The following is a 26186-nucleotide window of genomic DNA, read 5'->3' on the forward strand; positions in this document are numbered from 1 at the left end:
TCACCTAGGTGACCGGGTAGGCGATCGATCACGGCCCGGCTAGCATTCGCGGGATGCGGACGCCGGCGCACCCCCGTGGACCGCTCTTCGGGCGGCGCGCCGAGATCCGGCGGATCGACGAGCTGACGACGGCGGCACGCGCGGGCGAGGGTGGCGTGCTCGTGCTCCGCGGTGAGGCGGGGATCGGCAAGAGCGCGCTGCTGGAGCACGCCGCACAGGCGTCCGGGTTCCGGGTCGTGCGGGCCGGCGGCGCCGAGTTCGAGTCGGAGCTGCCGTTCGCCGCGCTGCACCAGTTGTGCGTGCCGGTGCTGGCGCGGCTCGCCGACCTGCCCGGCCGGCACGGCGACGCCCTGCGCGTCGCGTTCGGGCTGGCCGAGGGCACCCCGGACCTGTTCCGCGTCGGCCTGGCGACCCTGGCGCTGCTGGCGGCCGCGGCGGCGGAACGCCCGCTGCTGTGCGTCGTCGACGACGCGCAGTGGCTGGACGCGGAGTCGGCCAAGGCACTGGCTTTCCTCGCCCGTCGCGTCGGCGCCGAGCGCGTGGCGGTGGTGGTCGCGGTCCGGCCGCCGGGTGCGGGCGCGCTGGCCGGGCTGCCGGGCGTGGACGTCGACGGGCTGAGCGACACCGACGCGCGGGAGCTGCTGGCGGCGCGGAGCCACGTGACGCTCGACGAGCAGGTGCGCGCCCGGCTGCTGGCCGAGGCGCGCGGGAACCCGTTGGCGTTGCTGGAACTCTCGACGGCCGGCGGGTTCGCCGCGCCGGACTCCTCGTCGGTGCCGTCCCGGATCGAACGCGGCTTCCAGGCCCGGCTGGCGGACCTGCCCGCCGCCGCGCGGCTGCTGCTCACCCTCGCGAGCGCCGACCCGACCGGCGACCCGGGCCTGCTGTGGCCGGCCGCGCGGCGGCTGGACCTCGACGTCGCCACGGCCGGCGCGGCCGCGGCCGCCACCGGGCTGGTCGAGTTCGCCACCCGCGTCCGCTTCTGCCACCCGCTGGCCCGGTCGGCGGTCTACCAGGCCGCGGAGGCGAGTCGGCGCTACGCGGTCCACCGGGTGCTGGCCGAGGTCACCGACCCGGCCGTCGATCCCGACCGGCGGGCCTGGCACCGCGCCCAGGCCTGCGCCGGCCCCGACGACGACGTCGCCGCCGAGCTGGAGCGGTGCGCGTCCCGGGCCCGGTCCCGGGGTGGGGTGGTGGCCGCCGCGGCCTTCCTGGACCGCGCTGCCGCGTTGTCGCTGGACGCCGGGAAGCGGGTCGAACGGACGATCGTCGCGGCCCGGGCCGCACTCGACGCGGGTGCGCCCGACGCGGCGGCCGAGCTCCTCACGGTCGTCGAACCCGTGGCCCTGGACGAGATCCGGCACGCGCAGGTCGATCTCCTGCGCGGTCAGGTCGCCTTCCAGCGGCACCACGACGGCGACGGCCCGATGTTCATGGTGCGGGCCGCGCGGCGGCTCGCGGAGCTGGATCCGGACCGGTCGCGCGAGTGCTACCTCGACGCGCTCGAGATGGGCCTGCTCGTCGGCCGGCCCGGTGGTGTGCTGGACACGGTGCTGGCCGCGGTCCGGTCCGCCGGGCCCGCGCCGGGCTCACCGGACGTCCTCGACGTGCTGGTGCTGGTGACCGGGGGAGAGCACCGGGCCGCGGTTCCCCTGCTGCGCAAACTGTTCGACGACGGTGACAGTCCCTTGTGGACGCAACGGCCGGCGCTCGCGATCATGCTCGCGTCGGAGATGTGGGATCCCCACGCCCAGGCGGCGATCACCGAGTGGCTGATGAAGACCGGCCGCGAGTCGGGGTCGCCGCTCGTCCTGCGGCTCGGCCTCGCCCAGCTGGCCTCGCAGGGCGCGCTGACCGGCGACACCGGGCAGGCGATGGCGGCGATCGCCGAGGAGGAGGCGATCGCCGACGCGGTCGACGGGCCGCCGATGCTGTACCCGCGGCTGCACCTGGCGGCGATGCGCGGCCGTCGCGAGGAGGCCCTGGCGCTGTTCGAGTCCGCCACGGCGACCGCGACCGCCGGCGGCGCGGGCCAGCTGGTCGCCAACGTGCACTGGGCGTCGGCCGTGCTGCACAACGGGCTGGCCGACTACCCGGCCGCGCTGGCGGCCGCCCGCCAGGCCACCGCGCACGGCGGGCTCTCCCTCGCCGGAGCAGCTCTGCCCGAACTGGTGGAGGCGGCCGCCCGGACCGGAAATCCCGCCGAAGCCGCCGCGGCCCTGGCGTCGCTGACCGAACGCACCGAAGCGAGCGGAACCGCCACGGGCCTCGGCGTCGCGGCGTACGCGCGCGGCGTGGTGACCGGCGTCGAGGACCACTACCGCGACGCCGTCGAGCACCTGGGGGAGAGCCCGCTGCTCGCGTACCGGGCCCGGGCGCACCTCCTGTACGGGGAATGGCTGCGCCGCGAAGGCCGCCGGCGCGACAGCCGCGAGCACCTGCGCACCGCGCACGAACTCCTGACGGGCGCGGGGATGGAAGCGTTCGCCGAGCGCGCGGCGAAGGAACTGCGCGCCACCGGCGAAACGGCGCGGGCCCGGTCCGCGCGCACCGCGGACCGGCTGACCATGCAGGAGACGCACATCGCCCGCATGGCCGCCACCGGCGCGACGTCCAACGAGATCGCCGCGCAGCTGTTCCTCAGCCCCCGCACCGTGGATGCCCATCTGCGCAACATCTTCCGCAAACTGGGCATCACGTCCCGCCGGCAGCTGCGGAACCAGCCGGGCCTCGACGTCTGACGCCCGGGGCCCGGCCGGTCAGCCGAACGTGGCCAGCACGACGCTCAGCCCGCGGTCGTCGCCCAGCGGGCCTTGTTCCAGCATCCGGTTCATCACATATGCCACGGTCATGCGGCGGTCGAAGTCGTTCATGACGAGCGATCCGCCCCAGCCGCCCCAGGAACAGCTGCGGCCCTGCACGGCGTAACCCATGCCGTACCGGATCCGGGCGCCCAGGACCTGGTCTTCGCCGGCGAACTGCTCCTCCAGGGCCCGCTCGCAGCCGGCCGCGGACAGCAGCCCCCGGCCGCCCGAGGTGAGCACCGACTGCACGGCGGCCACCGACCGCGCGTTGCCGAACCCGTTGGCGGACGGGATGTCCGCCCGCCGCCACGCCTCCGTGTTGGCCACCGCCGCGGGGACGTCCGGGTTGCCGGGCCCACGGTCCGCGAACTCGGGCGCCCGCGTCGTGGCCGGGATGACCGGCGCGACCCGGTGGTCGTGCTCGGGCGCCAGCCCGATGTGGAAGTCGGCGCCCAGCGGCCCGGCCACCTCCTCGGCGAAGAACCGGCCGAGCCGGCGCCCGGTGACCCGGCGGATCACCTCGCCGGCCAGGTACCCCTGCGTGACGGCGTGGTAGGCGCCCACTGTGCCCGGCTTCGAGGCGGGCGCCTGCGCCGCCAGCAGCGCGGTCATCGCGGGCCAGTCGTAGAGCTGCTCGACGGTCAGGGGCTCGTCCCAGGACGGCAGGCCCGCGGTGTGCCCGAGCACGTGCCGCACCCGCACGTCGCCCTTCCCGGCGGCGGCGAACTCGGGCCAGTACGCGGCCACGGGCGCGTCCAGGTCGAGCTCACCGCGATCGGCGAGGATCAGCGCGCACAGCGCGGTCATCGTCTTGGTGGTCGACCAGACCGCGGTGATCGTGTCGCGCTCCCACGGCCGCGTCCGCGCCTCGTCGGCGTACCCGCCCCAGAGGTCGACGACCGGCGCACCGTCCACGTACACCGCGACGGACGCCCCGACGTCGTCCTTGTCCAGCGACGCCGCCAGGGCGTCCCGCACCGCTTCGAACCGTTCGTCACACGTACCCTCGATGTGGGCCATGAGCGGTACCCAACCCTCGTTTCCCGGCCGGCGCCAACGGATTAACGCAGGCCGTGATCAGCCGCGCCGCCGAATTACTTGAACGAACAACCAGATGCGAGTAGTAGTGGCACCAGGACCTCCATGATCCGTTCGTTCTCCAGGGGAGTCATTGATGCGCATTGGTTTCAGCCTTCCGGTGTTCGGCAAGGCGGCGGCCACGCCGGGCGGGGTCGCGCGGTACGCGCGGGCCGCCGAAGAGGCCGGGGCGGCCGGTCTGTGGGTGGGGGACCGGCTGTTGTCGCCGGTCAAGCCCGTGGTGCCCTACCCGGGTTACGAGACCATGCCCGACGAGTTCCGGACCGCCCAGGACCCGTTCGCCGCGCTGGCCGTCGCCGCGGCGGTGACCGAGACCGTGATCCTCGGCTCCAGCACCATCAACGCCACGCAGTACCAGCCCGCCAACCTCGCGCGGCTGCTGACCAGCATCGACGTCGCCAGCAACGGCCGGCTGCTGCCCGGGCTGGGCATCGGCTGGTCGCCGGACGAATACGACGCCGTCGGCATCCCGATGTCCGAGCGCGGCAAGCGGCTCGACGACCTGCTCGACCTGCTCGACACCTGGTGGAGCAAGGACATCGTGTCCCACGAGGGTGTCGGCTACAAGATCGCGGAGTCGTACGTCGACCTCAAGCCGGTGCGGAAGCCGCCGGTGCACCTGGCCGGGTTCGGCGAGAAGTCGCTGCGCCGGGTCGCCGAGCGGGCCGACGGCTGGCTGCCGGTCTGGTCGATCCCCGAAGCGTTCCCCGCGGACGTGCTCACCACGACCCTGGCCAAGCTCCGCGCCGACGCCGAGCAGGCCGGCCGTGACCCGGGGGCGCTGAGCGCGGCGCTGCGGGTGAACGCGGCCCCGGACACGAAGCCAGAGGACATCGCCGAGTCCGTCGTCAAGATCGTCTCGATCCTCGAGCCGGACCACACCTTCATCGACATCAGCTACCTGACCAGCAGTGTGGACGAGCACATCGACCTCACCGGCCGGTTGCTGGAACTGACCGCCCAGGGCTGAAATCCCCGGTGGCGGCCCGCCCGCGGGTGAGCCGCCACCGGAGCGTTCCCGACGATTTCCGGTTGTCTGCGTCACCGGCGTGGTGATAAGATAACTTGAAACGTTTCAAATCAGCGAAGATTTGACGTCGGCCGGCTGCGGCCGCGAGTGGAGCGTCCATGCCCGGTCACCCCGCACGAGTCGCGCTCGCTTTCCTGTGCGCCTTGCTCTCGACGCTCTTCCTCGGCACCCCCGCGCTCGCGGGGGATCGCGGCGCGGGGATCGAGGTCTACGACCTGCGCGCCGACAACGTTGTCAACCCGCTGGCCACCACCGGCGTTCCGACGCTGAGCTGGAAACTGCGCTCCGACCGGTCCGGCGCGCGGCAGACGGCCTACCGGATCCTCGTCGCCAGTTCGCCCGGCCTGCTCGCGGCGCGTCGCACCGACGTCTGGGACAGCGGCAAGGTCGTGAGCGGCGAGTCGGTTTCGGTGCCCTACCGCGGTGCGGCCGCCGCGGCCGGGAAGCGGAGCTACTGGACCGTCGAAGTCTGGGATTCCCGCGGTGGCGTGACAAAACCGGCCGGGCCCGCCTGGTGGGAGACCGGGCCGGCGGACTGGGGGAGCGCGGCCTGGATCAGCCCGGACGCGGGGAGCGCGTACGCGTGGCAGGACTTCACCCTCGACCTCGACTTCACGATCAAGGCGGGCGCCGCGAGCGTCCTCTTCCGCGCCGCCGGCCCCGACGACTTCCTGATGTGGCAGGTCAACGCGGCCACGACACCGGGCAAAGTGCTGCTGCGGCCGCACGTGAAGAGCCACGGCGCCTTCACGCTCCTCGGCGAGACCGACCTCGCGCCCGTCATCACCCCGGGCACCGTCGGCGCACCGCACCACCTGCGTCTCGAAGCCCGCGGCGACACCGTCGTCACCTCGATCGACGGCACGCAGGTCGACTCCCGCACGGTCGGCGCGGCGACCACCGGCACCCTCGGCTTCCGGACGTCCGTCAGCCAGGGCACGGCCGAGGACGCCCGCTACGACAACGTCGCCGTGCACGCGCCCGACGGCACACCGCTGTTCTCCGACGACTTCTCGGCCGTCCCGGACCCGCGCTTCCCCGGCGTCACCATCGCCGACGGCCAGCTGGAACCGCAGGGCGACCCGGTCCTGCTGGCCCAGACGCCGGACGCGCCGTTGCTGCGCCACGAGTTCGTCCTGGACAAGCCGGTCGCCACCGCGCGGGCGTACGTCTACGGCCTCGGCTTCTACGAACTCCACCTCAACGGCGATAAGACCGGCGACCAGGTCCTCTCGCCCGCCAGTACCCCTTACGACCAGCGAAACCTCTACGACTCCTTCGACGTCACCAAGCAGGTCCACGCCGGGCGCAACGCCGTGGGCCTGTGGCTCGGCAACGGGTACGGCTCGCGGTTCAGCCAGTACGGCTTCCGGTGGACGGGCCCGAAACAGGGCATCCTCGCGCTCGCCGTCACCTTCACCGACGGGACGACCCGGACCGTCACCACCGACGACACCTGGCGCTGGTCCGACGGCCCGGTGACGGCCAACGACCTCTACGCGGGGGAGAGCTACGACGCGCGGCTGCAGCAGAACGGCTGGGACCGGCCCGGTTTCGCCGACGCGTCCTGGCACCCGGTGCGCACGGTCGCGGCGCCCAGCGCCACCCTCACCGCCGCCACGGCGCCGCCGATCCGCGTGGTGCAGACCCTGCGCGCGGTGTCGGTGAAGCAGCCCCGCCCGGGTGTCCACGTCTACGACTTCGGGCAGAACTTCGCGGGCTGGGCGCAGCTCCGCGTCGCCGGGCCGGCCGGGACGACCGTGCGGATGCGCACGGCGGAGGAGGTCGGCGCCGACGGGATGCTCGACACCAGCACCAACCGGAACGCCGCGTCGACCGACTCCTACACGCTCGGATCCGCCGCGGGGACCCAGGTCTACGAGCCGCGGTTCACCTACCACGGCTTCCGCTACCTCGAGCTGACCGGCTTCCCGGGCACGCCGGACCTCGGCAGCGTCGCCGGCCGCGTCGCGCACGCCGACGTCGCGGCCACCGGGCACGTCGAGACGTCCGACCCGCTGCTGAACACGATCTGGGCGAACAACCGGCGTGCCGTCCTGAACAACTCGATGAGCCTGCCCACCGACAACCCGGTCCGCGACGAGCGGACGCCGCCGGGCATGGACGTGCAGGCCTACCACGACGCGGCCGTCCTCGACTTCGGCATGGACGGCTTCTACGGCAAGTACCTGCAGGACCTGCCGCCCGGCACGGCGCTGCCCAGCGACGCGGGCAACGCGCAGCTGCCGGACATGGGCGGCGGATCGGTCGACCTCGCGTGGTCGCTCTACGAGCAGTACGGCGACCTCGGGCGCCTCGCCGCGACCTACCCGAAGATGACGGCGTTCGTGGACACCAACGCGGCCGCCTACCCCGGCCGGATCTGGCCGGACGACCGCGGGTTCGGCGACTGGTGCCCGCCCGACCGCGGCCCGAACGCCAACGGGGGTCAGGGAAACCCGTCGGCGGGCGACTGCTTCAGCGAGCGGTCGATCGTCAACACGGCCCTGTCGTTCCGGCAGGCCGCCGACGTCGCGAAAGCCGCGCGAGCACTGGGGAACGCGGCCGACGCGGCCCACTTCGCCGGACTGGCGACGTCGATCGCCGACGCGTTCAACGCGCACTTCCTCAACGCCGCAGGCAACACCTACGGCGACGGCCGCCAGACCACCAGCATCCTGCCGCTCGCCTTCGGCATCGTGCCGCCGGACAAGCTCGCCGCCGTCGGCGCGCAGCTCGTCGACACGATCCTGACGAAGAACGGCGGCCACCTCGACACCGGCATCTTCGGCACCCGCTACCTGCCCGAGGCGCTCGCCAAGGTCGGCCGGATCGACGTCGCGCTGACCGTGCTCGACCAGAAGACCTACCCCGGGTTCGGGTACGAGATCGGCCGCGGCGCGACGACGCCGTGGGAGCAGTGGACGTACCAGTCCGGCATGGAAACCCACGACCACGCCATGTTCGCGGGCGTCAACGCCGCGCTGTACACGCAGTTCGCCGGGATCACCCCGGCCGCGCCCGGCTACGCCGCGATCGCTTTCGCACCCCAGGTTCCCGCCGGTCTCGGGCACGTGGCGGCGTCGCTCGACACGGTCCGCGGCCCGGTTTCGTCGGCGTGGACGCAGTCCGGGTGCCGGCTGGACCTGACCGTCACGGTGCCCGCCACCACGACCGGCACGGTGACGGTCCCCGGTACGGGCGTGACGGCGCCGCCGGGTGCGACGCCGTTGCCGGGGGCGAACCGGTTCTCCGTGGGCTCCGGCACCTGGACGTTCACCGCCCGCCACTGCGACTGACTGGGAGTCCTTGTGAAGCGAATCCTCTTGGCCGCCTTGGTGGTCGCCGGTCTTGTCGTCCCGGTCAGCACGGCCGCCGCGGCCGTCAGCTACCCGGGTCTCGCCGCCGCCTTCGACAACGTCGGCGTCAGCACCGCCGCCCAGCCGGGCGCGGCCGACCTCGACGGGAGCGGGCACAGCCTCATCGCCGAAGACCTCGCCGCCGCGGGCTGGGATCCGGGCCGCACGGTCACCGTCGACGGCGCACCGCTGGCGCTGCCCGGCTACAGCCCGGGCTCGCCCGACAACGTCGTCGCCGCCGGCCAGCGGATCGAGGGTGCCTTTTCCGGTGCGGCGCTGTCGTTCCTGGTGACGAGCACGGGTACGGCGTCCGCCGGGACCGGGACGATCGAGTACGCGGACGGGCACGTCCAGGCCTTTCAGCTGGGCGCACCCGACTGGTACTTCGGGCCGGGTGACCGGATGACCGTGTCGTTCCCGCGGTGGAACACCCCGAGCGGGCCGAACGCCTTCTCCGCCAAGCTGTACACGGTGTCGGTCCCGCTCGACCCGGGTGCGCCGGCCACCGCCGTCACCCTGCCCACGATCAGCCCGGGCGCGGCCCTGCACGTGTTCGCCCTCGGCGTGCGGCCCGCGGCCGGGCCGTGGGCGGGAACGTGGGCCGCGGCGACCGACGACGGCCTCGCCGCGGGTCCGTGGACCGAGCGGACGCTGCGCATGGTCGAGCACACCAGCCGCGGCGGCTCCCAGGCGCGGGTCCGGCTCGACAACGCCTACGACCCCGGGCCGCTGGTCGTCGGCCACGCCACCGTCGCGGTGCGGCAGGCGGGCGCGACGCCGGTGAGCACGCCGGTCACCCTGACCTTCGGCGGGCAGCCGGAAGCCGGGTTGCCCGCGGGCGGACAGGCCGTCAGCGACGCGCTGCCGTTCGCAGTGCCCGCCGACGCCGACCTGCTCGTGAGCCTGTACCTGAAGGGGACCGTGACCAACGCGCCCGCGCACAGCGTCGGGCTGCAGGACATGTACACCACGGCGGACGGCACCGGCGACCACACCGCCGACGCCGGCGACTTCCCGTCCGCCGGCACGTTCGGCTTCTGGACGATCCTCAGCGGCATCGACGTCGCGGACGCGGGCCCGGCCGGTTCCGTGGTGGCCTTCGGCGACTCGATCACCGACGGCTACTCGTCGACCCCGAACACCAACAGCCGCTGGCCGGACTTCCTGGCCCAGCGCCTGCTCGCGCGCGGCCCGGACAGTGCGCCCGGGGTGGTCGACGAGGGCATCGCGGGCAACCGCATCCTGCAGGACGCCTTCAGCGGCTTCCCCGACGGCCGCACGGCCGGCGTGAGCGGCCTCGCCCGGCTGGGCCACGACCTGATCAGCCAGCCCGGGGCCCGCTCCGCGATCGTGCTGGAGGGCATCAACGACATCAACAGCGACGCGAGCGCCGACGACGTCATCGCCGGGCTGAAACAGATCGCCACCGAGCTGCACGCGGCCCGCATCCGGGTGCTGGCGGCCACGCTCACGCCGATCAAGGGCTGCTCCTGCAGCAACGACGCCCACCTGGCGGCCCGCGACCAGGTGAACACCTTCATCCGCACGAGCACGGGAGTGTTCGACGGCTGGATCGACTTCGACGCGGCGGTCCGCGACCCGGCCGACCCGGAGGCCATGCTGCCGGTCTACGACTCGGGCGACCACCTGCACCCCGGCGACGCGGGCTACCGCGCCATGGCCGAGGCCATCCCCCTCGACGCGCTGTGAGTGTCTACTTCGGACTCTCTGCCGTGCGGCGGATCCGCCGCACGTCGGGAATGGCAAGGACCGCGGCGGTCGCGGCCACGATGGCGCCGGTCGCGCACCACAGCGTGCGGTCCAGGCCGATCTTGTCCGCCGCCGGACCCGCGGCGGCCGCGCCCAGGGGAGTGAGCCCGAAGGAGCCGAGTGCCTCGTAGGCCGCGACGCGCGAGAACTTGTCGTGCGGCACCTCCTGCCGCAGGGTCGTCAGCCAGTTGACGCTGAAGATCTCCACGCCGACCCCGGCCAGCAGGGACGCCGCGCAGATCACCAGGAGCGGCGCCGAAGCCGCGAACGCCGCGAGCGGCAGGGCCAGCAGCGACGCCGCGGCGGTACCGGACACCAGCAGCCGCTTCGGCCGCAACCGCACCATGCGCAAGCCGCCGAGGATCATGCCGGCCGCGTCGCACGACAGGATGAAACCCCAGTCGGCCGCGCCGTTGAACTTCGCGTGGGCGGCCAGCGCGCCGAGGACGGCGAAAGCGCCGACACCGAGGGCGTTGACGACGGCGAACTGGCCCACCACGCTCCACAACCACCGCCGGCCGGCGAACTCCGTCCAGCCTTCGCGCAGCTCGGTCAGCAGCGCGGTGCGCTTGCGCAGGTGGCCGTCGACCTCCATCAGCACCCCCAGTCCGGACGCGACGAGGAACGTCGCCGCGTCGAGGGCCAGTACCCAGCCCGGGCCGAAGCCCGCGACCAGCACACCGCCGAGCGCGGCCCCGGCGACCTGGGCGCCGTTGAGGCCGGTCCGGAAGAGCGCGAACGCCTTGCTCGCGTCCGCCCGGTCCACGCTGCGCATCAGCAGACCCTCGGTGGCGGGCATGCGGAAAGCGATGGCGAGGCCGTTGACGGCGGCGAAGACCACCAGCTGCCAGACCTTCACCGATTCCATGAAGACCACCAGCGCGAACAGCGCCTGCGCGAGCGCGCTGACCAGGTTCGCGGCCACGATGACCAGGTGCCGCGGCAGCCGGTCGGCCACGACGCCGCCGATCGCGAAGAACAACACCGCCGGCACCGTGCCCGCCGCGGACACCAGGCCCACCGCCGTGCCCGAGCCGCCGGCGTAGAGGATCGCGAACGCCATCGCGACCGGGGCGGCGGCCGTACCCAGCGCCGAGACGACCGCACTCGCGAACTGCAGCCGGTAGTTGCGGCTTCGCCACACGATGTTCTCCCCAAGACGTTTCAACCCGGATAGTGTCAATTGTGTACATGAGGGTTGCGGCTACTCTGGGAGCGTGTCAAGTGAGATAACGCCGCCGTCCGGGGCGCAGCTGGCCGACGCGCTCATGCGCACCACCCACGCGCTGCGGCGGTACGCCGGGCAGCCCTACCAGCAACGCGGCTGGTCCACGTCCCGGGTGCTGCTGATGCTCGCCGTCGACGAAGCGGGCACCCCGCGGATGGGTGAGCTCAAGGACCGGCTCGGCGTCACCGGCCGGTCGATCACGTCCCTGGTGGACGGCCTGGAGGACGAGGGCCTGCTGCGCCGGTGCGACGACCCCGGCGACCGCCGCTCCACCCGGCTCGAGATCACCGCCAAGGGCCGCGAACACCTCGGCGAGATCAAGGCCCTGCACGACGCGCACGCCGAACACACCTTCGCCGTCCTCGGCGCCGCCGAGCGCAGCGCTCTGCTCGACACTCTGGGCCGGCTCCGCGACCACGTCGCGGGGCGGCTGCCGGAACCCGGCGAAGACGCGTCCTGAGCACCGCGTCGCACAACCGTTGCACGCTCGTCAGGTCGCCCGCGCCAGGCCAGGAGCCGGGCTTCGGGACCCGGATTCTGCATCGGTTGTGAATCGGTTGTACCGTCAGGGGTGCAGCGGTTCACCTGAGCAGCCGCCGCACCCCACATCCGCGATCCCGTCCGGGACCGGCGTGGGACTGGACTGGTGCACGCCGCGGTTTGGCCTCACGGTGAAGAGGGAGGCCACCCGTCATGCCTGCTGTTCCGCTGCCCCGTCAGCGCGGCGTGTTCGCGTCGGCGCGGTTCGACGTTTCGGTCTCGGCCGAGGCCACGGTGCTGGCCGCGGCCGGTGAGCTCGACATCTCCGTCGCCGCTTCGCTCGCCGAGTCGCTCGAGCGTGAACTGGCCCTGCGGCCGCCGGTCCTCGTGGTCGACGCCGCGGCCGTCACCTTCTGCGCGGCGCGGGCGCTGACCGTGCTGGTGAAGACCGCCGCCGACGCGCACGCCGCCGGGGTCCCGTTCGTGCTCGTGACCCGGCAGCGGTCGGTGCTGCGCCCGCTGACCGCGCTGGGGCTGGAGCGGGTGCTGCCGGTCTACCGCGACCTCGCCGAGGCGTTGTCGTGGCTGGCGCTGCTGCCGCGGCTGACCGAGCCGGCGCCGGACTGCTAGCCCTCAGGCTTCCGTGCAGGGGACCCGGCCCCAGACGGTCTTGCCGCCGTCGTCGTCGCTGACACCCCAGGCCCGGCAGATCCGGTCGACCAGCAGCAGCCCGCGGCCGCCGTCGTGGGCCGGGTCCCGCATGCGCGGCACGCCGCCGCCGTGGTCGGCGACGGCCACCACGACCTCGCAGGGGTCGTCCACCTGGTGGAGCCGGAGCTGGATCGGCCCTTTCGCGTGGTGGTAGGCGTTGTCGAGCAGCTCCCCGACGACCAGCATCGTGTCGACGCGGTGGGCCTCGTCGAGGGTCGAGAGCCGCGCTTCGGTCCACCGCCGGGCCGCGGCGAGGTCGGCGAGATCGTGGCCGGTCAGGTCCAGGACCTGCCAGCCGGGCCGATCGGTTTCGCGCCAGGTCACCGGCATGAACAACTCCTCACGACGACGTCCGCCACACCGGGGAGCACAGGTGGCCGGCGTCGTTGTCCGGTAGGTACCCCGAGCCGCCGGGCTTACCCGTGACTCGCGCCCCTTTTCGCGGACGCCCCGACCGGCTGAACCGGGTTTGTGCCCGCCCGTCGCGGGAAACCGGGTAGTCCGTACCCGCAGAGGAGTCCCATGAAGGCAGTGACCTGGCACGGCAAGCGTGACGTCCGCGTCGAAGAAGTGCCGGATCCGAAGCTCGAAGAACCCACCGACGCGATCGTGCGGATCACCTCCAGCGGCATCTGCGGCTCCGACCTGCACCTGTACGAGGTGCTCGGGGCGTTCATGACCGAGGGCGACATCCTGGGCCACGAGCCGATGGGCGTGGTCGAGGAGGTCGGGGCCGAGGTGACCGGCCTGAAGCCGGGTGACCGCGTGGTCGTCCCGTTCAACATCTCGTGCGGCCACTGCTGGATGTGCGAGCGCGGGCTGCAGTCGCAGTGCGAGACCACCCAGGTCACCGGCCAGGGCAAGGGCGCCGCGCTGCTGGGCTACACCAAGCTCTACGGCCAGGTGCCGGGCGGGCAGGCCGAGTATCTGCGGGTCCCGCAGGCGCAGTACGGGCCGGTCAAGGTCCCGGACGGCCCGCCGGACGAGCGGTTCGTCTACCTGTCCGACGTCGTCCCGACCGCCTGGCAGGCCGTCGAGTACGCGAACGTCCCCCGCGACGGCACGGTCGTGGTCTTCGGCCTCGGCCCGATCGGGCAGATGGCCTGCCGGATCGCCCGCCACCGCGGCGCCGGCCAGGTCATCGGCGTCGACCTGGTGCCGGAACGGCTCGCCCGCGCCCGCGAACACGGCGCCACCGCGATCGACACCCGCGACCACAAGGTCATCGGCGACGCGATCCGGCAGCTGACCGGCGGCCGCGGCGCCGACTCGGTGATCGACGCCGTCGGCATGGAGGCGCACGGCGCCCCGGTGGGCAAGCTCGCGCACAACCTGGTCGCGATGCTGCCGCAGCCGATCGGCGCGAAGATCACCGAGAAGGCCGGCATCGACCGGTTGAGCGTCGTCTACGCCGCGATCGACAGCGTGCGCCGCGGCGGCACGATCTCGCTGTCCGGGGTGTACGGCGGGATGGTCGACCCGCTGCCGCTGATGGACATGTTCGACAAGCAGCTCCAGCTGCGGATGGGCCAAGCGAACGTCCGCCACTGGATCGACGACATCATGCCGGTGCTGACCGGGGACGGCGACCCGCTCGGCGTCGAAGGGTTCGCCACGCACAAGCTGCCGCTGTCGGAGGCGCCCCGGGCGTACGAGATGTTCCAGAAGAAGCTCGACGGTGCCCAGAAGATCCTGCTGCGGCCGGGGTCCTGAGCGGGACGCCGGTTGGGCCGTCCCCCGGCGGGTACCCGCCGGGGGACGAAGGAGGCTGCCCGTGTCGACCGACGCGATCGTGATGCTCAAGGACGATCACAAGACAGTCGAAAGGCTGTTCAAGCAGTTCGAGAAGGCGGGCGAGCGGGCCTACCAGGAGAAGCGGAAGCTCGTCGACGCGATGATCGAGGAGCTGACCACCCACACGTACATCGAAGAAGAGATCTTCTACCCCGTCGCCCGCGAAGCCGTTCCGGAAACGCGCGACCACGTGCTGGAAAGCGTGGAAGAGCACCACGTGATGGTGTGGCTGATGGCCGAGCTGCGGACGCTCGACCCGAAGGACGAAACCTTCGACGCGAAGGTCACCGTGCTCACCGAAAGCGTGCGCCACCACGTCGAAGAAGAAGAGGAAGAGTGGTTCCCGGAGGTGCGCAAGGCGTTGGGGCGCAAGCGGTTGCAGGAGATCGGGCAGACCATGCGCGACATCCGGTCGAAGGCCCCCAAGGACCCGCTGAAGATCCGCAGCGCGCACGCCTGACGCGCGTCGCGTGAACCGGCCCGGGCGCACTCGCGCCCGGGCCGGTCCCGTCACCGCAACCAGCCGAGCAGGGCCTCGTAGACGACGTTCTCGTGCAGCAGCGCGAAGTGGTTCAGCCCGCCGAGCCAGACGACGTCGGCGTCCTCGGTCAGGTCGTCGCTCCCGACCGGGGTCACCAGGAGATCGCCGAAGAGCCGGCCCCACGTGCTGTCCTGGGTGCGCGAGAGCGTCGCGGACACGAACAACCGGCGGATGCCCGCGCCCGAGCCGGGTTCCGGTCGCCAGGTGGCCCCGGCCTCTGCTTGCGCGTGGTGGACGTGGCCGTAGGCGAGGTCCTGGATGCCGTCGCTGCGCAGCGCGAGCACCCGGGCCAGGGGCGCCGCCGCGGCCGAGCGGCCGAGCACGCCGACGAGCCGGGCGACGTGGCGTTCGAGCGGCGCGCCGCGGTGCGGGGTGCCCAGGCACACCAGGCGCGTCACGCGGGGGAGCCACGGCGAACCCTGTTCTTGTGCTTGGTACAGCGCGCTTCGCGCGACCAGGCCGCCCATGGAGTGTCCGATGAGGACGACGTCGGTGACGGGGACCGGCCACGCGGCGACGAGCCGGGACAGCAGCGCGACGAGCTCACGGCCGTTCTCCCAGACGTGGCGGCCCGAGTTGTACCGCAGGTACACCGGGGTGCTGCCGACGTCGGCGGCCAAGCGCGTCCCGAAGTCGGCGCCGGGGGTCGCATCGCGGAACCAGCCGCGCTCGGTCTCCACCAGGCCGTGCAGGAAGACCACCACGCTGCCGGTCGCGTCCGGGAAGGCCGCGGCGAGCGTCCGGCGCTCGACCTCGACGGCTCTTCGGGCCGCTCGGACGGTCATGGCGTCCCGGCCGGGAGCGGGCAGGCTCGCGCCGAACACCCCGTGGGCGACCCCGGTGACGTAGTGCCCCGCCGAGGACTCGAGCACCGAGCCGGCCCAGTACCGCCACGCGAGTCGCGCGGGGACCCGGCCCAGCAGTGCGTGCAGCGCCGAAGCGGTCGTCTTCGTCATGGTGCTTCTTCCGTGCTTCGCCGCCGCAGGACCGGCCGGCCTCAGGTGGGGGACTACCCGCGTCGACGCCCGGTACGCGGCCGGACCCGAAGCGCCGGGGTGACGTCCGACGCACTGCCGGGCCCGGGCCGTTCTCACTGTCCTGAATGGACGCCGAATCGCCGTCAGGAACGCGGCCCGTACGTTTTCCGGCTTTCGACGTTTCCCGCCGCGTCGTGGACGAAGTGCGTGACCCGCTTCCGGCGCGCCATCGTGCGCCCGAACGACACCGCGTCGCTGCGGCGCGCCGAGGTGTTCGAGGCGCGGACGCCGCCCTCGATCCGGTTCTTCCACAGTCCGTCTTCGTAGTACGTGTGCACGTCTCCCCGGGTCACGCCGACGCCTTTCACCGTGGGTGGGCCGTCCTACCCGAGGTGGGTGCCCTTCCCGGTGCGACACAAACGCGGTACCGCCGATCAAGGGCTCAAGTGCCGCCCGGGCCGGGGGCGCCCGAGTCGAGCACCGTCACGACCCGGTCGATCCCGGCGAGGCCGATCACCCGCCGGACCCGGCGCGGTGCGAGGACGACGAACCTCGTTCCGCGGTCGGCGCAGCGCCCCTGCACGGTCACCAGCGTCGAGATGCCGGCGGAGCTGAAGAAGGTCACGGAGTCGAGGTCGAGCGTGAGCCGTCGCGGGCCGCCGGCGAGCTCCGCGGTCAGCGCGTCCTCCAGGACGGGGCTGGTCGAGGCGTCGACCTCGCCGCGCGCCCGCACGCTCACGTCGCCGTCACCGGCGCTCTGCCGGGTCACCGTGAGCAGGTCGTCGGCGGGTCCGGTGCCGTCCGGACGCGGCGTCTCCATGGCAGCTCCTCCACTCGCGTGGCCGGTTCCATCCCACCAGGTCCGGCGGCGGATACCAAGGGGCCTGCCTAGCTCGGGCCGGCTTCGTCCTTCGGGCAGGCGAGGCCGGGCTCCGCGCAGCCGAGGCGGCCCCACACGACCTTGCCGTCGTCGTGGTAGCTCGCGCCCCAGGCGAGGCACAGCTGGTCGACGAGCAGCAGCCCGCGGCCGCCGTGGTCGTCGGGGACGCGCAGCCGCGGCGAGCTGCCGCTGGTGTCGGCGACGGCCACGGTGATCTCGCAGGGGTCGGCGAGCCGGTGGAGCCGGACCTGGGTGGGGCCGTCGGCGTGCTGATAGGCGTTGTCGAGCAGTTCGCCGATCACCATGAGCACGTCGAGGCGGTGTGGTTCGCCCAGCGTGGCGAGCCGGGCTTCGGCCCAGTGCCGCGCGGACGCCGAGTCGGCCCGGTCGCGGCCGGTCACGTCCAGGATCTGCCAGCCGGCCTGGTCGTCTCGAGCCCAGGTCACCGGCAAAACGACTCCTCCCGCGGGCCCGTTCCCAGAGGTGAGGACCCTGCCTGGGCTGTCGTGTTCTCCAGGCAGGCTACCCGCGCTCGGGATCGGCGCCCGCCGCGGCCGTCGGAGCGCCGTGCTCAGCGCAGCGGCAGCTCGACGAAGTTGCGCAGCACGAGGGCGTTCTGCGCCTGGATCAGGCGGCCGCCTTCGTCGATCCGGCCCAGCTGCACCGCGGCGAAGCCGAGCGCGACGGCGAGGTCCGCGATCCGGTCGCCCGCGGCCGGCGCGTCGGTCGCGATGAAGACCACCCGCTTGCCCGGTCCCGGGGCGGGTTCGGCCGCGAGGGTCCCGGACGGCAGCTGGTTGAAGGCCTTGACGACCTCGGCGCCGGGCAGCTGCTCGGCGACGTAGTGGGTGGACAGCCGGCCTTGCAGGATCTCGTCGGCGTTCGGCGCGTAGTACGCGTTCGTGGTGTCGACGACGGTCTTGCCGGTCCAGTCCGGCCGGGACTTGCCGAAGCGCTCGACCGCCGTGAACGGGATCGCCAGGAAGAGGACGTCGCTCTCCAGCGTCTCTTCCAGCGGCACGGCGTGCACGCCGGCGCCGAACGACGGCAGCGACTCCGGTCCGCGGGTGTTGGCGATGCTCACCTCGACGCCGGCCCGGGCGAACAGCCGGGCCAGGGCCGAGCCGATGTTGCCGCTGCCGATGATCGCGGGGCGCGTGGTCATGGTGTCCTCCCGATGTGGTTAACGTGTTAACCAAACGTAGGCCGCAACTGGTTCACATGTCAACCAAGCGGTAGAGTCCCGGTCATGGCGGACGCGCGGTGGCTGGACGAACGGGAAGACCGGGCCTGGCGTGGCCTGATGGCGATGCAGGACGGTCTCTCGGAGTTCATCGAGCGGCAGCTGCGGACCCGCTGCGGGCTGTCCCGGGCCGACTACCAGGTGCTGGCCCACCTTTCCGAGGCGCCGGAAGGCCGGTTGCGGTCGTTCGAACTCGGCGAGCTGCTGCGTTGGGAGAAGAGCCGCTTGTCCCAGCACCTGGGCCGGATGCAGCACCGCGGCCTGGTGACGCGCGAGCGGTGCGCCACCGACCAGCGCGGGGCGGTCGTCGTCAGCACCCCGCGAGGCCGGGAACTGATCGAGGCCGCGGCCCCACAGCACGTGGCCGACGTCCGGCACGCGTTCATCGACCAGCTCACCGTGGCGGAGCTGGAGACGCTCACCACCATCGGCGAGAAGGTCCGCGGCCGCCTCGCGGCCCTGACCGCCGGTGACGGCTAGCCCAGCCGGGCCGCCGTGTCGTGGAACTCGCGGCGCACCGCCGCGATCGCGTCGCCCGAGCGCGTCGGGTGGACGCGGTTGGTGAGCAGCACGTAGTACCGCCCACGCGAAGGCTCCACCCACAGGCTCGTGCCGGTGAACCCGGTGTGGCCGTAGGCATCCGGCTCCAGCGCGGTGCCGACCGGCGAACCCGGGGCGTCCAGTCCCTGCCACCCCAGGCCGCGGCGCAGGCCTGCCGTCTGAACGGTGATCATCTCGGCGTGCGTGGCCGGTTTCAGCAGCGGCGCGGCGCCGCCGGCGAGCACCCGGCCGAGGCGCTCGACGTCGCCCAGCGGCGCGAACAGCCCGGCGTGGCCGCAGATTCCGCCCAGCACCACGGCGTTCTCGTCGTGCACCTGCCCGCGCACGACCCGGCCGCGCCACGGGCAGTCCTCGGTGGCCACGGCGTCGGCCACCGGGCCGAAGCCGGTGTCCGGCATCCCCGCCGGTGTCGTGACGAGGTCCGCGACCAGGCGGTCCAACGGCTTTCCGGCGGCGGCCGACGCGATCAGGCCGAGCAGGATGAACCCCTGCGACGAGTACTCCACGCGCGTGCCGGGGGCGACGGGCAACGGCGTCGTGCGGATGGCTTCCAGCAGCGCCTCGCGGGTGTCGTGCGTCCGCCACAACGGCGTGCCGCCGGGCAGGCCCGAGGTGTGCAGGAGCAGCTGCCGCACGGTGATCGACGCCTTGTCGGTGCCGGCGTAGGCCGGGAGGTGGCGGGGGAGCGGGTCGTCGAGGGCGAGCACGCCGCGCTCGGCCAGCGCGGCCACCACGATGCCCACGACGGGCTTGGTCACCGACGCCAGATCCCACCGGCTCGTCTCGCCGGCGGGTGGCCCGTCCTGCCACCGCGTGCCGAGAACGCCCCGGTCGAGGACACCGTCCGCGGTGCCCACCGACCACGCGGCGGCGGAGAACACCCGCGCGTCGCGGGCCCGGGCGAGGAGGTCAGCGAGCATCGGGCACCGCCCGCGGCGCCGTCCCGGCCAGGACGGCGGACAGCCGGTTCGCCGCCTCGGCCACGAGCGGCCCCAGGACGTCGAAGCTCGACGGCTGCAGGGTGAACGTCAGCCCCGACACGCTCACCGCGCCGACGACGGCACCCTCGGCGTCCAGCACCGGCGCGCCGAGGCAGCGCACGTGCGCCTCGAACTGCTCGTCGTCCACGACGTAACCCGCACTGTCCACAGTGGCCAGTTCGCGGCGGACGGCGCCGGGGTCGGTCAAGGTCTTGGCCGTGCGCGCGGTGAGCGGCGTGGCGAGCGCCGCGGCGACGTCGGCCTCGGGCAGACGCGAGAGGATCGCGCGGCCCACGGCGGTGCAGTACAGCGGCACCTCGCCGCCGGGCCGGGTGTTGAGCCGGTAGGCCTGGTCCGGTTCGAGCTTCTCGACGTACACCGCGCGGTCGGCGTGGCGCACCGCGTAGTGCACCGTGTGCCCGCTGCGCCGCTGCAGGTCCGCCAGCACCGGGCGCAGCGGCCGCGTGCTGGTCAGCGCCGCCGCCGACAGGCCCAGCAGCCGCGGCCCGACCGTGTAGCGCCCGCTGCCCGCACCGACCGCGTACCCGGCCTCGGTGAACGTCTGCAGCATCCGGTGCGCGGTCGGTTTCGGCAGGTCACAAGCCTGTGCGAGGTCGGCCAGCCGGTGCGGGCCGCCGGGGGCCGAGAGGGTGGCGAGCACCTCCAGGGCCTTCTCGACCGCACCACGTGAGCTGCCGGGCGAGCTGCCGGGCGAAGTGTTGACAGCGTTGTTCACGCCGCCTACCTTAGCGCAATCGCGTTCCATCTGACGGAACGGTGTTTCACAGGACGGAAGATAGTTGGTGACCGTGGCCCGTTCCCGGCTGTCGCGCCGCGACGCCCTCCGGCTCGGCGGTCTCGCGCTCCCCGCGCTGGCCCTGCCCGGCCTGCTCTCCGCGTGCGGCAGCGCCGCGGGCACCACCGGCACTGTGCTGCGGGTCGCGCAGTCGTCGGACCCCAAGACGCTCGACCCGCAGAAGCAGGGCGACCTGACCTCGATGAACGTGCTGACCAACCTGTTCGACACGCTCACCACCCGCGGCCCGGACAACCAGCTCGCGCCCGGGCTCGCGCTGTCGTGGACCTCGCCCGACCCGCTGACCTGGCGGTTCAAGCTCCGCCCCGGCGTGCGGTTCCACAACGGCGAGCCGTGTGACGCCAACGCCGTCGCGTTCAGCATCAACCGGCTGCTCGACCCGGCCACGAAGTCGCCGATCGTCGAGCTGCGCTACGTGAAGCAGGCCGTCGCGCTCGACGCGTCCACAGTGGACCTCCGCTGCAGCGCCCCGGACCCGATCATCCCGGCCAAAGTCTCGCTGTTCGGCGGCGTCGCCGTGCCGCCCGGCTACCTCAAGCAGGTCGGCTCGGCCGGCTTCGCGAAGCACCCGGTCGGCACCGGGCCGTTCACCTTCGAGGAGTTCCAGCGCGACCACCAGCTGCGGCTGCGCGCGAACCCCGCGTACTGGGGCGGCAAACCGGCCTACGACGAGCTGGTGTTCCTCCCGATGCCCGACGCGTCCTCGTCGCTGGCCTCGCTGCAGAGCGACGAGGTCGACATCGTCGCCGGGCTCACCCCGGACGCCGCGCTCCAGCTGCAGGGCTACACCGGCGTCTCGATCCGGCACTACCCGGGCATCCGCACGTCGTACCTCTCACTCGACACCACCGCCGGCCCGCTGCGCGACGTCCGGGTGCGCCGCGCGCTCAACCACGCCGTCGACGTCCCGCTGCTGATCAAGGCCGTGCTCGACGGCAAGGCCCGCGAGGTGCCGACGATGTTCCCGCGCGAGGCGTTCGGCTTCGACCCGGCGATCACGCCCTTCACCCGTGACGTCGGCCTGGCGAAGCAGCTGCTCGCCGAAGCCGGCTTCGCGGCCGGGTTCGACACTTCGATCACCGCGCAGACCGCCGACTCGAACCTCGCCGAGGCGATCTCCGGGCTCCTCGCCCGCGTCGGCGTCCGAGCCCGCGTGGACCTCGTCGACCCCGGCACGTACAGCAGCCGCCTGACGTCCAGCAACCGCGGCGCGCTCGGCCCGATCTACCTCGCCGCCAGCACCGGCTGGACGCTCGACGCCGAAAGCCTCGTGCAGTCCAACGTCCGCCACGACCGGCGGCAGAGCCGGTGGACCAACCCCGAGGCCGACCGGCTCGTGGACGCCGAGGAGCAGTCGCTCGCGCCCGCCGACCGGCAGCGGGCCTTCACCTCGCTCCAGCAACTTCTCAAGCAGGAGGCGCCGTTCGTGTTCCTCTACCAGATCGACAACGTCTACGCGGTCAACACGCGTCCACAGTGGACACCGGGTGTGGTCGGTGTGCTCGGCATGGCGAAGGCGACGGTGACCCGGTGACCGCGCCGGCCGTCGCCGTGACCCGCCCGGCCGCCCCGGGCCGCGGGGTGCTCCGCGTGGTCGTCACCAAGGTGCTGACCGCGATCGTGGTGCTGTTCTTCGTGGCCACCGCGGCGTTCTTCCTGGTCCGGCTGTCCGGCGACCCGGTGAAGCTGATCCTGCCGCCGGACGCCACCGCGGCGCAGGAGGCCACGCTGCGCGCGAGCCTCGGGCTGGACCGGCCGCTGCTCACCCAGTACCTCGACTACCTCGGCGGCCTGCCGCGGCTGCACCTGGGCACGTCGCTCGTCTACGACCAGCCGGTCGCCGAAGTCCTGTTCTCCCGCGTCCCCGCGACGCTGGAACTGGCCGGCGCCGCGCTGCTCGTCGCGCTCGTGCTGGCCGTCCCGGCGGGCACGTTCGCCGCCTTGCGCCGCGGCCGCGCGGGCGACACCGGCGTGATGACCGGGGTCCTCGTCGGCCAGTCGACGCCCGCGTTCTGGGTCGGGATCCTGCTGATCCTCATCTTCGCCGTGCAGCTGCAGGTGCTGCCCGCGTCCGGTTACGGCGGCTTCGAGCACCTCGTGCTCCCGGCCATCACGCTGGCGGTGTACTCGGTGGCGGTGATCGCGCGGTTGCTGCGCAGCTCCCTGGTCGACGTGCTCGGCTCGGACTACATCCGCACCGCGCGGGCCAAGGGCCTGAGCCCCGGCGGGATCGTGCTGGGCCACGGCCTGCGCAACGCCGCGCTGCCCGTCGTCACGGTCGTCGGCCTGGAGGTCGGCAGCCTGCTGGGCGGCGCGATCCTCACCGAGCAGGTGTTCTCCTGGCCCGGCCTCGGCCGGCTCACCGTCGAGGCCATCCAGAACCGCGACTTCCCGCTGGTGCAGGCCGCGGTGCTGTTCTTCGCCGCGACGTTCGTCGTGGTGAACCTGCTGGTGGACCTGTCCTACACGATTCTCGACCCGAGGGTGCGGGTGACCGCGTGACCGCCATCGCTGTTCCCCTGGCCCGGCCGGGTGTGGTGCGCGGGGTCCTGCGCAACAAGCTCGGCGTCGTCGCCGTGAGCGTGCTGACGCTGGTGGTGCTCGCTGCCCTGCTCGCGCCGCTGATCGCGCCGTACGACCCGGGCGCGCAGGATCTGCTGGTGCGGCTGCACCCACCCGCGTGGGCCGCCGGCGGCGACTCCGCGCACCTGCTCGGCACCGACCAGCTGGGCCGCGACATCCTGTCGCGCCTGTGCTACGGCGCCCGCGTCTCGCTGCTCGTCGGCGCGTGCGCGGCGCTGCTGGCCGGCGTCGTCGGCGCCGCGATCGGCCTGGTCGCCGGGTTCCTCGGCGGCTGGTTCGACCGGATCCTGATGCGGATCGCCGACATCCAGCTCGCGTTCCCGTCGATCCTGCTCGCGCTCGCCATCGTCGGGTTCCTCGGCTCCGGCCTCTGGTACGTCGTGCTGGTGCTCGGCTTCACCGGCTGGGTGTCCTACGCCCGGGTGATCCGCTCCGAGGTGCTTTCCTTGCGCACCAGGGAGTTCGTCACCGAGGCGCGCGCGATCGGCGTCACGGACTTCACGATCATGCGCCGCCACCTGCTGCCCAACGTGATGGCGCCGCTGGCGACCATCGGCACCCTGCACGTCGCCGCGGCGATCGTCGCCGAGGCGTCGTTGAGCTACCTCGGTCTCGGCGTGCCCAAGCGGACCGTGACCTGGGGCGGGATGCTCGCCGACGGCCAGCTCTACCTCGGCACGTCGTGGTGGGTGGCCGTGTTCCCCGGCGTCGCGCTGATGCTCACCGCGCTGGCCGTCAACATCACCGGCGACGTCCTGCGCGACGTCGCGGACCCGAAGGCGTACCGCTCATGAGCCTGCTGGAGATCACCGACCTGAGCGTCGAGTTCCGGGTGGACACCGGCACCGTGACCGCCGTCGACGGCGTGAGCCTGTCCGTGGCCGAGGGCGAGACCCTCGCGCTGGTGGGGGAGTCGGGCAGCGGCAAGACCGCGACCGCGTTGTCGGTGCTGCGGCTCAACCCCGAGCCGCCGTGCGTGTACGCGGGCGGCGAGATCCTCCTCGACGGCCGTGACGTGCTGCGACTGTCCGAAAAGGACCTCCGGGGGATCCGCGGCAACGACGTCGCGATGGTCTTCCAGGACCCGATGACGAGCCTCAACCCGGTCAAGCGCGTCGGCGCGCAGGTGGCCGAGGTCGTCCGCAAGCACCAGAACGCGTCACGCTCCGACGCGCGGGCCGCTGCCGTGGAGGCGTTGCGAGAGGCGGGGATTCCCGATCCCGAGGCGCGCGCTTCGCAGTACCCGCACCAGCTCTCGGGCGGGCTGCGGCAACGCGTGATGATCGCGATGGCCCTGGTCGGCCGGCCCCGGGTGCTCATCGCCGACGAGCCGACCACGGCCCTCGACGTCACCGTTCAGGCGCAGATCCTGGAGCTGCTGGTCGACCTGCAACGGCGGCACGGGATGGCGATCCTGCTCATCACGCACGACCTCGGCGTCGTCGCGGAGGTCGCCGACCGGGTCGTGGTGCTCAAGTCGGGCCGGGTCGTCGAGACCGGGGACGTGGTGCCGCTGTTCGAGGCGCCGCGCGAGGACTACACACGCGAACTGCTGCGCGCGACACCGAAGCTGGAGCGGGTATGACGAACCTGGTCGAGATCCGCGGGCTGCGCAAGGACTACGGCGCACTGTCCGCGGTGGACGGTGTCGACCTCGACGTCGTCTCGGGGGAGACCCTGGCCGTCGTCGGCGAGTCGGGCAGCGGCAAGACGACGCTGACCCGCCTGCTGCTGTGCCTGATCGAGCCGACGGCGGGCACGGTCCGGTTCGACGGCGCGGACCTGCACGCGCTGGGCGCGGCGAGCTTGCGCAAGGTGCGGCGCGAGATGCAGGTCGTGCTGCAGGACCCGTACTCGAGCATGAACCCGCGGCTGCGCGTGACGGAGATCGTCGCCGAACCGCTGGTGACGCACGACGTCTCACTGCGGGGCCGCCGCGGCCGGGCGAAGGTGCGTGAGCGCGTGTCGGGCCTGCTGGACGCCGTCGGGCTGTCACCGCAGGTCCAGGACCGTTATCCGCACGAGTTCTCCGGCGGCCAGCGGCAGCGGATCTCCATCGCCCGCGCGCTGGCCCTGGAACCCCGGCTGGTGGTGCTCGACGAGCCGACGAGCGCCCTCGACGTCTCGGTGCAGGCCCAGGTGCTGGACCTGCTGGCCGACCTGCAGGACCGGCTGAAGCTGACGTACGTGTTCGTGTCGCACAACCTGGCGGTGGTGCAGCAGATCGCGGACCGCGTCGCGGTGATGCGGGCGGGGAAGATCGTGGAGCTGGCGCCGTCGGCGCGGCTGTTCGCGTCGCCGTCGCACGAGTACACGAAGAGCCTGCTCGACGCGGTCCCGAACCCGGATCCCCGGCTCGCGCGCCGCCGCCAGGTGACGGCGTGAGGGCGTCAGTGGTGGGACAGCACGAGCCCGGCGCCGCCGAGCAGCGCGATATCGTCGGCCGGGCCGGGGTTCACGACGACCGTCGGCGGTTCGGCGGTCAGCGCCCACGACGAGTCCTCACGCAGCCGCTGCTCGATCCGCGCCCGGAAGCGCTCGCCGCCCTCGGCGGCTTCGCCGTGCAGCACGAACAGGCCCGGCGCGAAGAGCTGCTGGATGTTCACCAGGCCCAGCGCGATGTTGGCGGCGTACTCGTCGAGCAGCGGGTCACCCGCCAGCTCCCGCACCGTGCGTGCGCCGAGGCCCCGCCGCTCGGCCTCCGCGCGCAGCCACGGCGTCGTCGCGACGGTCTTCCAGCAGCCACGCGCGCCGCAGGTGCACGGCCGGCCGCTCGCGGCGACCGTCATGTGCGCGCCGCTGCGGCCACCCGGCGGGGCGAGCACCTCGCCGTCGTACAGCAGGCCGACGCCGAGCACCTCGCCCGTCGACACGGACGCGAACGTCGTGCGGCCGCGACCCGGGCCGAACCAGCGGTCGCCCAGCACCTGCAGCCGCGCCCGGTGCTCGATGTGGACCGGCGCGTGCACCAGCTCGGCGAGCACGGCCGCCACGGGATAACCGTGCAGCGCGGGCACTTCGCTGACCTCGATGATCACGCCGGCGTCGGCGTCGACCAGGCCCGCGGCGGCCACGCCGACGCCCACCGGCGGCGTGGGGAACCGCACGGCTTCGGCCAGTGCGGCGTCGATCTCGGCCCGGTCGGACGTGTCGCGCGGGTAAGTCGCCTCGGCGCGCCACAGCACGGTGCCGGACAGGTCGAGCAACGCGGCCCGGACCCGGCCCGGCAGCAGCTCGACGGCGCCCAGCACCGGGCCCGCGCCGGCCTCGGGCGCGGCCGGCGCCGGGACCAGCCGCAGGGCCGGGCGTTCGCCGGTGCTCATGCGATCA

At 73.1% G+C, this 26186-nt stretch carries 25 protein-coding genes; 14 read left to right on the top strand and 11 right to left on the bottom strand.

The genetic code is table 11. The features are described from left to right. Positions 1 to 53 precede the first annotated feature (53 nt). A complete protein-coding gene (locus OG439_RS08980; protein ID WP_326948906.1) occupies positions 54 to 2741 on the top strand; it encodes a helix-turn-helix transcriptional regulator in 2688 nt (895 codons plus the stop codon). Between the two features lie 18 nt (positions 2742 to 2759). On the opposite strand, the gene OG439_RS08985 is transcribed toward OG439_RS08980, so the two are convergent. Beyond that, a complete protein-coding gene (locus tag OG439_RS08985) occupies positions 2760 to 3824 on the bottom strand; it encodes a serine hydrolase domain-containing protein (protein WP_326948907.1) in 1065 nt (354 codons plus the stop codon). Between the two features lie 154 nt (positions 3825 to 3978). Here OG439_RS08985 and OG439_RS08990 point away from each other — a divergent pair, with 154 nt between their 5' ends. From OG439_RS08990 to OG439_RS09000, 3 genes are all read left to right on the top strand, one after another. Beyond that, positions 3979 to 4872 carry a TIGR03619 family F420-dependent LLM class oxidoreductase gene (locus tag OG439_RS08990; RefSeq protein WP_326948908.1) on the top strand — a complete coding sequence of 298 codons (894 nt, stop codon included), beginning with the start codon at positions 3979 to 3981 and terminating at the stop codon, positions 4870 to 4872. Between the two features lie 158 nt (positions 4873 to 5030). Further along, positions 5031 to 8231 (top strand): family 78 glycoside hydrolase catalytic domain, encoded by a 3201-nt coding sequence (locus OG439_RS08995; RefSeq protein ID WP_326948909.1) that lies wholly within the window; start codon positions 5031 to 5033, stop codon positions 8229 to 8231. A gap of 12 nt (positions 8232 to 8243) precedes the next feature. Beyond that, positions 8244 to 10001 (top strand): SGNH/GDSL hydrolase family protein, encoded by a 1758-nt coding sequence (locus OG439_RS09000; RefSeq protein WP_326948910.1) that lies wholly within the window; start codon positions 8244 to 8246, stop codon positions 9999 to 10001. A 4-nt stretch (positions 10002 to 10005) separates the two neighbouring features. Here OG439_RS09000 and OG439_RS09005 read toward each other — a convergent pair whose 3' ends face one another. Further along, positions 10006 to 11229 carry an MFS transporter gene (locus tag OG439_RS09005; protein ID WP_326948911.1) on the bottom strand — a complete coding sequence of 408 codons (1224 nt, stop codon included), beginning with the start codon at positions 11227 to 11229 and terminating at the stop codon, positions 10006 to 10008. A gap of 49 nt (positions 11230 to 11278) precedes the next feature. On the opposite strand from OG439_RS09005, the gene OG439_RS09010 reads away from it, so the two are divergent. Together OG439_RS09010 and OG439_RS09015 are read left to right on the top strand one after the other, a co-directional pair. Further along, positions 11279 to 11749 (top strand): MarR family winged helix-turn-helix transcriptional regulator, encoded by a 471-nt coding sequence (locus tag OG439_RS09010; protein ID WP_326948912.1) that lies wholly within the window; start codon positions 11279 to 11281, stop codon positions 11747 to 11749. 233 nt (positions 11750 to 11982) lie between these two features. Further along, on the top strand, positions 11983 to 12399 hold the full coding sequence (locus OG439_RS09015) for an STAS domain-containing protein (protein ID WP_326948913.1): 417 nt from the start codon (positions 11983 to 11985) through the stop codon (positions 12397 to 12399). 3 nt (positions 12400 to 12402) lie between these two features. On the opposite strand, the gene OG439_RS09020 is transcribed toward OG439_RS09015, so the two are convergent. After that, complete coding sequence (locus tag OG439_RS09020; protein WP_326948914.1) at positions 12403 to 12810, bottom strand: ATP-binding protein; 408 nt, start codon at positions 12808 to 12810, stop codon at positions 12403 to 12405. A gap of 192 nt (positions 12811 to 13002) precedes the next feature. Between OG439_RS09020 and OG439_RS09025 the strand changes: the two genes are divergently transcribed. Both OG439_RS09025 and OG439_RS09030 read left to right on the top strand, forming a co-directional pair. Beyond that, positions 13003 to 14193, top strand: a complete 1191-nt coding sequence (locus tag OG439_RS09025) for a zinc-dependent alcohol dehydrogenase (protein ID WP_326948915.1) — start codon at positions 13003 to 13005, stop codon at positions 14191 to 14193. Positions 14194 to 14254: 61 nt separating this feature from the next. After that, positions 14255 to 14734: a hemerythrin domain-containing protein gene (locus tag OG439_RS09030; protein WP_326948916.1), complete on the top strand. Its 480-nt coding sequence runs from the start codon at positions 14255 to 14257 to the stop codon at positions 14732 to 14734. A gap of 50 nt (positions 14735 to 14784) precedes the next feature. Here the strand turns inward: OG439_RS09030 and OG439_RS09035 are convergent, their stop codons facing one another. From OG439_RS09035 to OG439_RS09055, 5 genes are all read right to left on the bottom strand, one after another. Further along, on the bottom strand, positions 14785 to 15771 hold the full coding sequence (locus OG439_RS09035) for an esterase/lipase family protein (protein ID WP_326948917.1): 987 nt from the start codon (positions 15769 to 15771) through the stop codon (positions 14785 to 14787). Between the two features lie 164 nt (positions 15772 to 15935). Further along, complete coding sequence (locus OG439_RS09040) at positions 15936 to 16145, bottom strand: DUF2188 domain-containing protein (RefSeq protein ID WP_326948918.1); 210 nt, start codon at positions 16143 to 16145, stop codon at positions 15936 to 15938. 89 nt (positions 16146 to 16234) lie between these two features. Beyond that, entirely contained in the window at positions 16235 to 16612 is a 378-nt protein-coding gene (locus tag OG439_RS09045; RefSeq protein ID WP_247051110.1) for an STAS domain-containing protein, read from the bottom strand. A 68-nt stretch (positions 16613 to 16680) separates the two neighbouring features. Then, positions 16681 to 17118: an ATP-binding protein gene (locus OG439_RS09050; RefSeq protein WP_326948919.1), complete on the bottom strand. Its 438-nt coding sequence runs from the start codon at positions 17116 to 17118 to the stop codon at positions 16681 to 16683. A 125-nt stretch (positions 17119 to 17243) separates the two neighbouring features. Further along, on the bottom strand, positions 17244 to 17837 hold the full coding sequence (locus OG439_RS09055) for an NADPH-dependent F420 reductase (protein WP_326948920.1): 594 nt from the start codon (positions 17835 to 17837) through the stop codon (positions 17244 to 17246). An 84-nt stretch (positions 17838 to 17921) separates the two neighbouring features. On the opposite strand from OG439_RS09055, the gene OG439_RS09060 reads away from it, so the two are divergent. Next, entirely contained in the window at positions 17922 to 18395 is a 474-nt protein-coding gene (locus tag OG439_RS09060; protein ID WP_326948921.1) for a MarR family winged helix-turn-helix transcriptional regulator, read from the top strand. On the opposite strand, the gene OG439_RS09065 is transcribed toward OG439_RS09060, so the two are convergent. Then, a complete protein-coding gene (locus OG439_RS09065) occupies positions 18392 to 19396 on the bottom strand; it encodes a serine hydrolase domain-containing protein (RefSeq protein ID WP_326948922.1) in 1005 nt (334 codons plus the stop codon). The two genes, OG439_RS09060 and OG439_RS09065, sit on opposite strands and share 4 nt — an antisense overlap. Next, positions 19386 to 20192, bottom strand: coding sequence for an IclR family transcriptional regulator (locus OG439_RS09070; RefSeq protein ID WP_326948923.1), 807 nt, complete (start codon positions 20190 to 20192; stop codon positions 19386 to 19388). The genes OG439_RS09065 and OG439_RS09070 overlap by 11 nt, the downstream gene beginning before the upstream one ends. A gap of 67 nt (positions 20193 to 20259) precedes the next feature. Here OG439_RS09070 and OG439_RS09075 point away from each other — a divergent pair, with 67 nt between their 5' ends. Genes OG439_RS09075 through OG439_RS09095 form a run of 5 tightly spaced genes read left to right on the top strand, consistent with a single transcriptional unit; the run spans position 20260 to position 25241 of the window. Then, the gene (locus tag OG439_RS09075) at positions 20260 to 21807 is read left to right on the top strand and encodes an ABC transporter substrate-binding protein (RefSeq protein WP_326948924.1); all 1548 of its coding nucleotides are present in this window, start codon (positions 20260 to 20262) and stop codon (positions 21805 to 21807) included. Beyond that, entirely contained in the window at positions 21804 to 22775 is a 972-nt protein-coding gene (locus OG439_RS09080) for an ABC transporter permease (protein ID WP_326948925.1), read from the top strand. Before OG439_RS09075 ends, OG439_RS09080 begins: the two co-directional genes overlap by 4 nt. Beyond that, positions 22772 to 23650, top strand: coding sequence for an ABC transporter permease (locus OG439_RS09085; RefSeq protein ID WP_326948926.1), 879 nt, complete (start codon positions 22772 to 22774; stop codon positions 23648 to 23650). The genes OG439_RS09080 and OG439_RS09085 overlap by 4 nt, the downstream gene beginning before the upstream one ends. Further along, positions 23647 to 24441, top strand: coding sequence for an ABC transporter ATP-binding protein (locus OG439_RS09090; protein ID WP_326948927.1), 795 nt, complete (start codon positions 23647 to 23649; stop codon positions 24439 to 24441). Before OG439_RS09085 ends, OG439_RS09090 begins: the two co-directional genes overlap by 4 nt. Further along, positions 24438 to 25241: an ATP-binding cassette domain-containing protein gene (locus tag OG439_RS09095; RefSeq protein ID WP_326948928.1), complete on the top strand. Its 804-nt coding sequence runs from the start codon at positions 24438 to 24440 to the stop codon at positions 25239 to 25241. The genes OG439_RS09090 and OG439_RS09095 overlap by 4 nt, the downstream gene beginning before the upstream one ends. A 5-nt stretch (positions 25242 to 25246) precedes the next feature. Here OG439_RS09095 and OG439_RS09100 read toward each other — a convergent pair whose 3' ends face one another. Further along, complete coding sequence (locus OG439_RS09100) at positions 25247 to 26179, bottom strand: ROK family protein (RefSeq protein WP_326948929.1); 933 nt, start codon at positions 26177 to 26179, stop codon at positions 25247 to 25249. Between the last annotated feature and the right edge of the window lie 7 nt (positions 26180 to 26186).

The organism is Amycolatopsis sp. NBC_01307, assembly GCF_035975215.1.
Taxonomy (GTDB): Bacteria; Actinomycetota; Actinomycetes; order Mycobacteriales; family Pseudonocardiaceae; genus Amycolatopsis.